At 67.2% G+C, this 12,060-nt stretch carries 10 protein-coding genes; 6 read left to right on the forward strand and 4 right to left on the reverse strand.

Features of this window, described 5'->3' with window-relative positions; genetic code table 11:
• Positions 1–134: 134 nt before the first annotated feature.
• Positions 135–3,947, forward strand: coding sequence for a multifunctional oxoglutarate decarboxylase/oxoglutarate dehydrogenase thiamine pyrophosphate-binding subunit/dihydrolipoyllysine-residue succinyltransferase subunit (locus GONAM_RS05740; RefSeq protein ID WP_040535531.1), 3,813 nt, complete (start codon positions 135–137; stop codon positions 3,945–3,947).
• Positions 3,948–4,022: 75 nt separating this feature from the next.
• Here the strand turns inward: GONAM_RS05740 and GONAM_RS22900 are convergent, their stop codons facing one another.
• Positions 4,023–4,883: a hypothetical protein gene (locus GONAM_RS22900; RefSeq protein WP_245548577.1), complete on the reverse strand. Its 861-nt coding sequence runs from the start codon at positions 4,881–4,883 to the stop codon at positions 4,023–4,025.
• A 140-nt stretch (positions 4,884–5,023) separates the two neighbouring features.
• Here GONAM_RS22900 and GONAM_RS22905 point away from each other — a divergent pair, with 140 nt between their 5' ends.
• Together GONAM_RS22905 and GONAM_RS05750 are read left to right on the forward strand one after the other, a co-directional pair.
• Positions 5,024–5,443, forward strand: a complete 420-nt coding sequence (locus GONAM_RS22905; RefSeq protein WP_245548578.1) for a hypothetical protein — start codon at positions 5,024–5,026, stop codon at positions 5,441–5,443.
• 176 nt (positions 5,444–5,619) lie between these two features.
• A complete protein-coding gene (locus GONAM_RS05750) occupies positions 5,620–6,099 on the forward strand; it encodes a DUF4383 domain-containing protein (protein WP_006865832.1) in 480 nt (159 codons plus the stop codon).
• A 6-nt stretch (positions 6,100–6,105) separates the two neighbouring features.
• On the opposite strand, the gene GONAM_RS05755 is transcribed toward GONAM_RS05750, so the two are convergent.
• Positions 6,106–6,753 (reverse strand): TetR/AcrR family transcriptional regulator, encoded by a 648-nt coding sequence (locus GONAM_RS05755; RefSeq protein ID WP_006865833.1) that lies wholly within the window; start codon positions 6,751–6,753, stop codon positions 6,106–6,108.
• A gap of 75 nt (positions 6,754–6,828) precedes the next feature.
• On the opposite strand from GONAM_RS05755, the gene GONAM_RS05760 reads away from it, so the two are divergent.
• Positions 6,829–8,385: a flavin-containing monooxygenase gene (locus GONAM_RS05760; protein ID WP_006865834.1), complete on the forward strand. Its 1,557-nt coding sequence runs from the start codon at positions 6,829–6,831 to the stop codon at positions 8,383–8,385.
• Positions 8,386–8,433: 48 nt separating this feature from the next.
• Complete coding sequence (locus GONAM_RS05765; protein WP_006865835.1) at positions 8,434–9,264, forward strand: SDR family NAD(P)-dependent oxidoreductase; 831 nt, start codon at positions 8,434–8,436, stop codon at positions 9,262–9,264.
• Between the two features lie 3 nt (positions 9,265–9,267).
• Here the strand turns inward: GONAM_RS05765 and GONAM_RS05770 are convergent, their stop codons facing one another.
• Both GONAM_RS05770 and GONAM_RS05775 read right to left on the reverse strand, forming a co-directional pair.
• On the reverse strand, positions 9,268–10,236 hold the full coding sequence (locus GONAM_RS05770; RefSeq protein ID WP_006865836.1) for a type 2 periplasmic-binding domain-containing protein: 969 nt from the start codon (positions 10,234–10,236) through the stop codon (positions 9,268–9,270).
• A gap of 49 nt (positions 10,237–10,285) precedes the next feature.
• Positions 10,286–10,906 carry a MarC family protein gene (locus GONAM_RS05775; RefSeq protein ID WP_006865837.1) on the reverse strand — a complete coding sequence of 207 codons (621 nt, stop codon included), beginning with the start codon at positions 10,904–10,906 and terminating at the stop codon, positions 10,286–10,288.
• 54 nt (positions 10,907–10,960) lie between these two features.
• On the opposite strand from GONAM_RS05775, the gene GONAM_RS05780 reads away from it, so the two are divergent.
• Positions 10,961–12,052, forward strand: coding sequence for a magnesium and cobalt transport protein CorA (locus tag GONAM_RS05780; RefSeq protein ID WP_006865838.1), 1,092 nt, complete (start codon positions 10,961–10,963; stop codon positions 12,050–12,052).
• The last annotated feature ends 8 nt before the right edge of the window (positions 12,053–12,060 follow it).

A 12,060-nucleotide genomic window follows, 5' to 3' on the forward strand; every position in this document is an offset into this window, starting at 1 on the left:
GTAGTAGCAGGTCGGTGGGTGTGACGCACCAGACGACGCGTAGCATCGGCAGATGGTTCACCGATAGTCTCCACAAGGGACGTCAGCGTGGCAGAGAACCCGGCACCTTAAGGGAATTGAGGCGAGATACCGCTGTGAGCAGCAGTTCGATTTCTGACTTCGGACAGAACACCTGGCTGGTCGAGGAAATGTACCAGCAATTCAAAGAGGACCCGAGCTCGGTGGACCCGAGTTGGCATGAGCTCTTGAAGAGTTACAAGCCCGGAGACAACGGTGGTTCTACGTCCGCCGCACCGGCCTCCACCACCCCCTCCTCCAACGGCAGCGCTCCGGCGAAGCCCGCGGCCGAGTCGGCACCGCGTAAGCAGGTGACACTCGACCAGGAGCCGACGCGGACCGCCTCTGCCCGCAAGCCCTCCCCTGCCAAGGAGTCGACCGCGACCAAGGCCGCCTCCGGCCACAGTGTCGCGAGCCGTGACGGCTCCGCCCGTTCCCAGCCGAAGCCCGCCGCCGCTGCCAAGCCCGCTGCCGCCAAGCCCGCAGCCGCCGAGTCCAAGAAGGATTCCGAGGACGGCAACAAGGTGCTCCGCGGCCCCGCCGCCGCCATCGCCAAGAACATGGCGCTGTCGCTGCAGATCCCGACGGCCACCAGTGTTCGCGCGGTTCCCGCGAAGGCGATGATCGACAACCGTATCGTCGTCAACAACCATCTCGCCCGTACCCGCGGCGGCAAGATCAGCTTCACCCACATCCTGGGTTACGCGATCGTCCAGGCCATCAAGGCCTTCCCGAACATGAATCGGCACTACGCCGAGATCGACGGCAAGCCCAACGTCGTCACCCCCGCGCACACCAACCTCGGTCTGGCCATCGATCTGGTCGGCAAGGACGGCAACCGCACGCTCGTCGTCGCGGCCATCAAAGAGTGCGAGACGATGGGCTTCGCCGAGTTCTACAACGCGTATCAGGACATCGTCCGCCGTGCGCGTGACGGCAAGCTCGGCGCCGATGACTTCTCCGGCGTCACCATCTCGCTGACCAACCCCGGCACCATCGGCACCGTGCACTCCGTGCCGCGCCTGATGAAGGGTCAGGGCGCGATCATCGGCGCCGGTGCGATGGAGTACCCCGCCGAGTTCCAGGGCGCCAGCGACGAGCAGATCGCCGAGCTCGGCGTCGGCAAGCTGATGACGCTGACCTCGACCTACGATCACCGCATCATCCAGGGTGCGGAGTCGGGCGACTTCCTGCGCACCGTCCACGAGCTGCTGATCGACGACGCGTTCTACGACGAGATCTTCACCGCGTTCCACGTGCCCTACGAGCCGGTCCGCTGGCGTCGTGACATCCCGGCCGGCCTCGTCGACAAGAGCACCCGCGTCCTCGAGCTGATCGCCGCCTACCGCAGCCGCGGCCATCTGATGGCCGACATCGATCCGCTGATGATGAACAGCGATGCGCGCAGCAGCCATCCTGATCTCGACATCGCGACCTACGGCCTGACCCTCTGGGATCTCGACCGCACCTTCAAGGTCGGTGGCTTCCACGGCCAGGAGAAGATGAAGCTCCGCGACGTGCTGTCGATCCTGCGCGACGCCTACTGCCGCCACGTCGGTGTGGAGTACACCCACATCCTCGAGCCTGAGCAGCAGAAGTGGCTGCAGGAACGCGTCGAGGTCAAGCACGTGAAGCCGCCGGTCGGCGAGCAGAAGTACATCCTGAGCAAGTTGAACGCGGCGGAGGCCTTCGAGACCTTCCTGCAGACCAAGTACGTCGGTCAGAAGCGCTTCTCGCTCGAGGGTGCCGAGTCGGTCATCCCGATGATGGACGCGGTCATCGACCAGAGCGCCGAGCACAACCTCTCCGAGGTTGTCATCGGTATGCCGCACCGCGGCCGTCTCAACGTGCTCGCCAACATCGTCGGCAAGCCGTACTCGAAGATCTTCTCCGAGTTCGAGGGCAACCTGAACCCGTCGCAGGCGCACGGTTCGGGTGACGTGAAGTACCACCTCGGCGCCGAGGGCAAGTACTACCAGATGTTCGGGGACAACGAGATCAACGTCTCGCTGACCGCCAACCCGAGCCACCTCGAGGCGGTCGACCCGGTCCTCGAGGGCCTGGTCCGCGCCAAGCAGGATCTCATCGCCGACGCCGACGACGAGAGCTTCCCGATCCTGCCGCTCATGCTGCACGGCGACGCCGCATTCGCCGGTCAGGGTGTGGTCGCCGAGACGCTCAACATGGCCATGCTGCCCGGCTACCGCACCGGCGGCACCGTGCACATCGTGGTGAACAACCAGGTCGGCTTCACCACCGCCCCGGAGCACTCGCGTTCCACCGAGTACTGCACCGACGTCGCGAAGATGATCGGCGCGCCGATCTTCCACGTGAACAGCGACGATCCCGAGGCCTGCGTCTGGGTTGCGAAGCTCGCCGTCGACTACCGCCAGACGTACCACAAGGACGTCGTCATCGACCTCGTCTGCTTCCGCCGCCGCGGCCACAACGAGGGTGACGACCCCTCGATGACGCAGCCGGCGATGTACGAGGTCATCGACACCAAGCGTGGCGTCCGCAAGAGCTACACCGAGGCCCTGATCGGTCGTGGTGACATCTCGACCAAGGAGGCCGAGGACGCCCTGCGTGACTACCAGGGACAGCTCGAACGGGTCTTCAACGAGGTCAAGGAACTCGAGAAGTACCACGCCGAGCCGTCGCCGTCGGTGGAGTCCGACCAGACCCTGCCGACCAAGCTGGTGACCGCGGTCGACAAGGAAGTCCTGCAGACCATCGGTGACGCCTTCGTCAACGTCCCGGAAGGCTTCAACCCGCATGCGCGCGTGAAGCCGGTTCTCGAGCGTCGCGCCGAGGCCGCCCGCAACGGCGGCATCGACTGGGCCTTCGCCGAGCTCCTCGCGTTCGGTTCGCTGGTCATGGAAGGACGCACCGTCCGCCTGTCCGGTCAGGACTCGCGCCGCGGCACCTTCACCCAGCGTCACTCGGTGCTCATCGACCGGGAGAACGGTTCGGAGTACACCCCGCTGAACCACCTGTTGCCCGCCGACGCCGAGGACAACGGCGGCCGCTTCATGGTCTACGACTCGCCGCTCTCCGAGTTCGCCGTCGTCGGCTTCGAATACGGCTACTCCGTGGGCAATCCGGACGCACTCGTCCTGTGGGAGGCGCAGTTCGGCGACTTCGTCAACGGCGCACAGTCGATCATCGACGAGTTCATCTCGTCCGGTGAGGCCAAGTGGGGCCAGCTCTCCGACGTCGTCCTGCTGCTGCCGCACGGACACGAGGGCCAGGGTCCCGACCACACCTCGGGCCGCATCGAGCGTTTCCTGCAGCTGTGTGCCGAGGGCTCGATGACGGTGGCGCTGCCGTCGACCCCGGCGAGCTACTTCCACCTGCTGCGTCGCCACGTGCTCGACGGCATCAGCCGTCCGCTCATCGTCTTCACCCCGAAGTCGATGCTGCGCAACAAGGCCGCCGTCAGCCCGCTGTCGGACTTCACCGACGACAAGTTCCGCTCGGTCATCGACGATCCGAAGTTCGCCAAGGGCGACGCCGACCGCAGCAAGGTCAAGCGCGTCCTGCTGGTGAGCGGCAAGCTCTACTACGAGCTCGCGGCCCGTCGTGACAAGGAGGATCGCGACGACATCGCGATCGTCCGCATCGAGCAGCTCTACCCGGTGCCGCACCGACGCCTGCGCAACACGCTGGAGCAGTACGGCAACGCCAGCGAGTTCCGCTGGGTCCAGGAGGAGCCGGCCAACCAGGGCCCGTGGCCGTTCCTCGGCCTGTGGCTGCCCGAGGTGTTGCCGGATGTCCTCGGTGGCCTGCGTCGCGTCTCGCGTCGCCCGATGTCGGCCCCGTCCTCGGGTTCGAGCAAGGTGCACGCGGTCGAGCAGCAGGAGATCCTCGACGAGGCGTTCGGCGAGTAGCCCACGCCGACCCGTTCGACACCACAGGAGGCCCCTGCCGGAATCATCCGGCAGGGGCCTCCTGCTGTTCGGGCATCACCAGATGTCGTGCGGCAGTTCCCATTCCGTGAGTTCACGGGTGAGCAGGTCCCGGAGGACGGCTTCGGAGCCGAAGGCCTCGTCGTCGAGTCCGAGGAGGGTGAACGACACCTGTTGCGGGGTTCGGACGAGCCAGGACTGCACGCCGTCGCCGAACCGGTGACCGGCCGCGGGATCGACGCCCTGGGTCGTGCCGCGCAGCACCATCCGGCGCGCGGTCCGGCCGCCGACCACAGTGGCCTCCGGGGTCACCTCACCGATGTTGGAGATCACCGCGTCGGGCATGCCCTTGCCCGCGCCGCCGCCCACGAGCTTGATCAGCACCGACGGCGGCAGGAACCAGGCGAGCGGGCGTAGATGGATGTGGGGTGCGCGACGCCCTTCGGACAGCCGCACGAAGGCGGCCTTGCACGCGGCCCGGATCCCGGTGAGATCTCCGCCCGGCACCGGCTCGTCGGTGAGGTACACCGAGACCCCCGCGATCGCGTTGGTCCGGTTGTCCTCCTCTCCCGCACGACGATCCACCGGGACGCCGACCTTGATCGGGGTGCCCAACGGGGATCGTCCGCTCGACCGGAGGAGCCCGCTCACCACCGCGATGAAGAGGGTGTTCGGGGTTCCGCCGTGCTCGGTTGCGACGCGGTCCCAGTCGCCCGCGGGGATCGACGCGGTCGCCCAGGTGAACTTGGCCGCCGGGGATCGCTCGGCGAGCGGAGGGCGTTCCGGTCGCGGATCCGGTTCCAGGCCACGAGGCCTTGCGGCGCTCGGCCACGGCCCGCACGATCCCCGCGACGACGGCACCGGCCTGCGCGACGGCGTCGGCCGCGTCGGCGAGACGCCGCCTACGAAGCGGGACAAAGGATTCCGAGGAGGCCGACGAGGGGGTACGGTCAGCCGCGACGGCGACAGGAACGCCCGACTCGCGTGCCGCCTCGGCGGCCGCAGCGACCATGCCCCGTCCGTCGGTGACCACGTGCAAGGCACTCAGGGACAGCACGGTGCCGCCGGATTCGGTGGGTGCGCAGCGCAGACGCCAGCACCGGCCGCCCTCGGCGTCGAGCGGGACCGTCGACATCTCGGCGATCGCCCAGGCGTCGACGCCGGCATCAGGAACGGGAAGGGAGTCGACGGCCAGGCCCGGGGCGTCGGGTGCCGGGCCCCAGCTCGGACGCGAGCCGTACACGGTGGACGGCACCAGCATCCGGTGCATGCGCCCTCGGGCGAGCGCGGCGTTCATGGAGGTCATCGCCTCGAGGGAGACCTCCTCGTCGAAGACCCAGACCAGCTGCAGCACCACCGACCAGCCGAGTGCCGGTGTGGCGAACCAAAACGGCGCGTCGTCGGTGGCGAGTCGTCCGTACCGGTCGTCATTCGTCTCTGGGCGTGACAAGAGCGCCATCAGTCCAACCTCATGTTGATCGACCGTGGTCGATGTCGATCCCCCGTCGTTCTCCCCGCGTACAAGGATCTCACCCGCGACTCGGACGTGCGCACCCAGGTTTCACCGGTCACATCTTGGTTATTCCTTCACCGAAGTCACGCCGTGGTCGAGCCCATGCCGCGACAACCGTAGACATCCTCGGAGGTCGATCTCATGTCATCCACGAATGTCCGTGCCACCCGTTCACCCATTCGAACCGCGGCGCTGGTCGTGGGCGCAGTCTTCCTGCTGGTCGGAGTACTCGGTTTCATCCCCGGCATCACCACCGACTACGACACACTGACGTTCGCGGGTCATCACTCGGAAGCCGCCTTGCTCGGCATCTTCCAGGTCTCGATCCTGCACAACATCGTCCACCTGCTGTTCGGCGTGGCCGGCATCCTCCTGTCGCGCGCCGCATCGACCGCGTTCCTCTACCTGGTCGTCGGCGGGGCCGTCTACCTCGTGCTCTGGATCTACGGCCTGGTCATCGATCACGACAGCGGCGCCAACTTCGTGCCGGTGAACACCGCCGACAACTGGCTGCACTTCGTTCTCGGGGCCGGCATGATCGGACTCGGCTTCCTGCTGCGTGGACGCCGCGATCGACCGACGACGGCAGACGTCAACCCGGCTGGTGGCCCGGCAGTCTGAGAACAGCTACGAGGTGGCCTGGGCGGCCGCGGCCGCCAGCGCCGGAAGGGCGGCGGTGATCAGCCCGAGGAGCTCCTCACGGGTGACCGTCGGTGAGGTGAGCCAGCGGATCGTCGTCTCCTCGACGAAGGCGATCCACCCGTGCACGCTCATCACCACCGTCGGGCTCACCTCCACCCCGAAGCCCGGCGCGTGATCGAGCACGCGGCCGACCATCACCTCGCGGGTGCGGTCGAAGACGTCGCGCATCGCGGGGTCCGAGCTCGACGCCCCGCGGATGAGCGCGGTGTAGGCGGAGCGGTTCTCGCTGACGAAGTCGACGAACGCCGCCATCGAGGCGGTCAGGATGGCGATCGGGTCGCCCAGGGACTCGTCGGGCTCGGTGCACGCGAGCATCCGGTCGGCCTGGGCCTGCGCGATTGCGACGTGATAGTCCTGCTTGGAGGCGAAATAGTGGAACAGCAGGGCCCGCGACACCCCGGCCGCGTCGGCGATGGCGTCGATGGTGATCTCCTCCAGTGGACGGTCCCGCACCATCTCCAGACCGAACTCCAAGAGCTGGTCACGACGCGCCTCCGGACTCATCCGGGTGCGCTTGGATGCGGTTCGCTTGTCCTCGATCACCTGCGCGGCAGCCGTTCCTCTACTGGTCACCCGGCCAGACTACTCCTATTGAGTCTTGTTCAATAACTATTGACACGTGTTCAGTATCACCCCTATGGTGGCACCATGACAACGAACGATGTAGAGATCGCCATCATCGGGGCCGGCTTCTCGGGGCTGGGTGCCGCCATCCGGATGAGGCAACACGGATTCGACGACTTCGTCCTGCTCGATCGCGGCAGCGACTTCGGCGGGACCTGGCGCGACAACACCTACCCCGGCGCCGCCTGTGACGTGCCGTCGCAGCTGTACTCCTACTCGTTCGCGAAGAACCCGACGTGGTCGCGGTCGTACTCGCACCAACCGGAGATCCACGCGTACATCAACGATGTCGCGGCCCGCCACGACATCGCCGCCCGGTCACGCTTCAACACCGAGGTGACCAACGCCGCGTGGAACGAGGACGAGGGTCGCTGGATCATCGACACCGCACGCGACGGCAAGACCGAGCAGGTCCGCGCCCGCGTGATGATCGGCGGCGTCGGACCGCTCTGCGAGCCGAACCTCCCCGACATCGACGGCATCGAGTCCTTCGAGGGCAAGATCGTCCACTCGGCCCGCTGGGACAACGACCACGACTTCACCGGACAGCGTGTCGCGGTCATCGGTACCGGCGCGTCGGCCATCCAGTTGGTCCCGGAGCTCGCCAAGGTGACCTCGCGCCTCGACGTCTACCAGCGCACCGCACCGTGGATCGTCCCCCGCACCGAGCGCGCCTACACCAAGCTCGAGCACTGGGCCTACAAGAACGTCCCGGGTTACCAGTCGGCCGTCCGCGGCGGGATCTACGCCGCCAACGAGGTCGTCGCCTTCGGCCTGACCTACTCGCCGACCGCACTCAAGCCCGTCGAACTGCTGTGCCGGGCGAACATCCTGCGCGGCATCGGTCGTGATGCCGAGCTCCGCCGCAAGGCCACCCCGACCTTCCAGGTCGGCTGCAAGCGCATCCTGCGCTCCAACGACTGGTACCCCGCCCTCGCCCGCCCCAACGTCGACCTCGTCACCGACGGAATCGACCGCATCACCGCGAACGGTGTCGTCGCCAAGGACGGCACGACGCGCGAGGTCGACGTCATCGTCGTCGCCACCGGCTTCCACGTCACCGACTCCCCCGTGTTCGAGAAGATCGTGGGCAAGGACCAGCGCAGCCTCGCCGACGTCTGGTCCGAGATCGGCATGCAGGGCTACAAGGGCTCGTTCGTCCACGGCTTCCCGAACATGATGCTGATGGTCGGACCGTCGACCGGCCTCGGCCACACCTCGATGGTGTACATGATCGAGTCGCAGCTCAACTATCTCGTGGACTACCTGAAAACCGTTCGGGCACAGGGGATCACCCGGACCGAGGTGCGGTTGTCGGCCCAGCAGGAGTACAACGCGGGCATCCAGCACAAGCTGCGCAACAGCGTGTGGGTCAACGGCGGCTGCGCCTCCTGGTACAAGGACGCCAACGGCAACATCACCACGCTGTGGCCGGGATTCACCTTCGCCTTCCGCAACACCACCCGCCGCTTCGACATCGCCGCATACGATGTCACCCGCGGTGCGCGTCGTCCGCTGACCCCCGCCCCGGACCGGGGCGACGAGTCGACGTCGGATCAGCCGGCGGCCGTGAACGCCTGAGCGTTCGACGCCAACAGATTTCGACACCATCTCGAGGAGAGACAACTCATGAAGGACTTTCGCGACAAGGTCGTGGTGATCACCGGTGCCGGTTCGGGCATGGGCCGCGACATCGCCGTCAAACTCGCCGCCCAGGGCGCCCGCCTCGCCATCTCCGACGTCACACCCGACGGACTGGCGGAGACCGAGCGTCTCGTGAAAGCGGCCGGCGCAGAGGTGCATTCGCAACTTCTCAACGTCGCCGAGCGTGAGGCGGTGCTGACCTACGCCGACACCGTCAAGGACCACTTCGGCGTCGTCAACGTGGTCTTCAACAACGCGGGCATCGCGCATCACGGTGAGGTCGAACGCACCGAGTTCAAGGACATCGAGCGCGTCATGGACGTCGACTACTGGGGAGTCGTCAACGGCACCAAGGCGTTCCTGCCGCACCTGATCGCGTCCGGCGACGGCCACATCGTCAACACGTCGTCGCTGTTCGGTCTTCTCGCCGAACCAGGTCAGGCCGCGTACAACTCGGCGAAGTTCGCCGTCCGCGGTTTCACCGAGGCGCTGCGCCAGGAGATGATCATCGCCAAGCACCCGGTGAAGGTCTCGTGCGTGCACCCGGGCGGTATCAAGACCGCGATCGCCCGCAACGCCACCGTCTCCGGCGACCACGATCAGAAGGCCACCGCCGCCTTCTTCGACCGTTACCTCGCACGGATGTCGTCCGAGGACGCCGCCGACGTCATCATCGCGGGCGTGCGGAAGGACAAGGCACGCATCCTCGTCGGCGCCGACGCCAAGATCCTCGACATCGCGGTGCGCATCGTCGCGTCGAAGTACCAGTGGGTCTCGGCGAAGGCCACCAGCTGGGCGCTGTCGAAGGCCCAGTGACGACTACAGGCCGTGCTCGGCCAGCCACTCGAGCGCGACCTCCCGCGGATCGCTGCCCGTCTCGACCTCGCCCGCCATCGTGGCGAGGTCGGCGGTGGCGATCTCGCCGGCGACCTTGTTCATGGTCTTGACCTGATCACGGTTGAGTGCGGCGGACCGGAAGACGGGCACGAGCATCTCGGCGCGCGGCCCGGACTGGTCGACCGGTCCGCCCTCGGTGCTCGGCTCGTCGGCTGGCGGGTTGTCGGCGGTGTCGCCGCCACCGGCCGAACCGCGTAGGGCCTGAACGTCCGACGACGCGCTCTCGGCGTCCTCTCCCGCGATGTCGAGCGGGGTGAGGAGGCCGACCGCGTCGCCCTCCGATGCACGCCGGAGCACCTCGTCGGTGGCTCCGACCGTCTGCACCGGCCCCAGACGGCAACCCGCCGAGGCGAACGCATCGAGCGTCGCCGGGTCGGGGTCGGAGGTGGCGACCACCGGCAGTCCCGGTGGGAGAAGTGCGCAGTCGTCGAGTCCGCTCGCGCCGACGCTGCCGGCGAGAGTCGTCGACACGAAGATCTGCGGTGCGCCGGACACCGGTGTCTCGTCGCCCACCGAGACTCCCTGCGGCAGCGAACGGTTCAGCTCGACGTAGACGTCCTCGGCACCGACAGCGGTCGACGACGGGGCGAGCATCGTCAGGAGGTCCCCGGTGAAGGCGGGGAAGAGGTCGAGGTCGGCGCGGTCCATCTCGTCGAGGAGCTCCGCGTCGTCTCCGCGTAGCTGATCGGCGGACACGACCGAACCCGCGTTCCGCAGGGCGCCCGCGTACACCTCGGCCATCACCCGCATGGCGGGCTCTTCCGACGAGCCGATCACGATGCCCCGCGGCGGCGAGCCGGCTTCGTCCCCGCAACCGGCGAGGACGACGGCCAGGGCTGCGATCAGCCCGGTGACCACCACGAGACGCTTGCGGGCGAGACGTTTACGCACGTTGTCACCGTATCTGTTATGCGCCGCCATCTGTTCTGCCCCACCAGCTTCAGACACCCTCGGCGATGAAGCCCATGATCGAGCTCGCGATGAGCTGGACGGCGATCGCGGCGAGCAGCAGACCGGCGATCTTGGCCAGCAGGGTGATGCCGCCGACGCCGAGTACGCGGATCAGGACCGTCGAGTACCGGAGCACCAGCATCACCACGATGTGCACGCTGATGATCGCGGCCGCGATGGCCAGGTAGCCGGCGGTCTGACCGTCGACGCTGCTGACCTGCACGATGACCGCGGCGATGGCGCCCGGCCCGGCGAGGAGCGGGGTGCCGAGGGGCACGAGCGCGACGTTGACGTCGTCGGACGCCTTCGGGTTGCCTGCGTTGCCCAGCCCGGTGAGCAGCTGGAGCGCCACCAGCAACAACAGCAGTCCACCCGCACCCTGGAGTGCGGGGATGCCGATGTGCAGATAGTTCAGGATCGCCTTGCCGCCGATCGCGAAGACGCTGATCACCAGGAGACTCACCAGGGGCGCCTGCCACGCCGCGCGCCGCCGGTACTCGGGCGACCGCTGACCGACGAGGCTGAGGAACAACGGAATCTGTCCGGGCGGGTCCATGATGACGATCAGCGTGATCAACGTGGTCGTGTACACGGTGACGTCGAAAGGCACGGCCGAATCTTACTGGGGAGGCGTGCCCGGGCCCCGCGGGTACCATCGGCAGGCGTGGCGACGATCCCCCGTTCCGGTCCGCGCGGCCTCCCGCCGCGCGGAGAACACCACCCGGCGCCCGCCTCCGAGAAGCCGGCGCGGGTATCGCGCGCCGTCGTCGACTGCGCGGTCTACATCAACGGCCACCGTCAGCCGGGTGACATCTCCTACCGCGACGCGCTGGCTCAGGTCCGCGAATCCGGCGAGGGTTTCGTCTGGGTCGGCCTGCACTCCCCCGACGATTCCCAGATGACCGATGTGGGCACGACGTTCGGCCTTCACGAACTCGTCGTCGAGGATGCCGTGCACGCACACCAGCGGCCGAAGCTCGAGGTGTACGACGACACGCAGTTCCTCGTGCTGAGAACCGTGCAGTACGTCGAACACGAGTCGATGGCGATGGCCAGCGAGGTGGTGGAGACCGGCGAGATCATGGTGTTCGCCGGACCCGACTTCGTGATCACGGTGCGTCACGGTGAACACACCGAATTGTCGGGCATGCGACGGAATCTCGAGAGCCGTCCCGAACGACTCGCCCTCGGCCCGACTGCCGTCCTGCACGCCGTGGCCGACAAGGTCGTCGACAGCTATCTCGCGGTGACCGACCGTATGGACGTCGACGTCGCCGCCATCGAGGAGTCGGTGTTCAGCCGGCAGAACCGCTGGCTCGACATCGACCCGGTTTATCTGCTTCGACGCGAGGTGCTCGAACTACGGCGCGCGGTCACCCCGCTCTCGACGCCGCTCCAGACCCTCACCGCGAGCGGTAACCCGTTGGTGCCCAAAGAGGTCCGACGACACCTGCGCGACGTCGCCGATCACCTCACGACCGTCATCGAACGGGTCCTGGAGTACGACGAGCTGCTGAACTCGATGCTGCAGGCCGGCGCCGCGAAGGTCGGCATCCAGCAGACCACCGACATGCGCAAGATCTCGGCGTGGGTCGCGATCGCCGCGGTGCCGACGATGGTCGCCGGTATCTACGGGATGAACTTCGACCACATGCCCGAACTACACCAACCGTGGGGCTATCCCCTCGTTCTCGGTGTGCTGGTCGCGACCTGCGTCGCCCTGTTCGTGGTATTCCGCCGCAGCCACTGGCTCTGACGACGAGC

Source organism: Gordonia namibiensis NBRC 108229 (assembly GCF_000298235.1).
In the GTDB taxonomy this organism is placed as follows: Bacteria; Actinomycetota; Actinomycetes; order Mycobacteriales; family Mycobacteriaceae; genus Gordonia; species Gordonia namibiensis.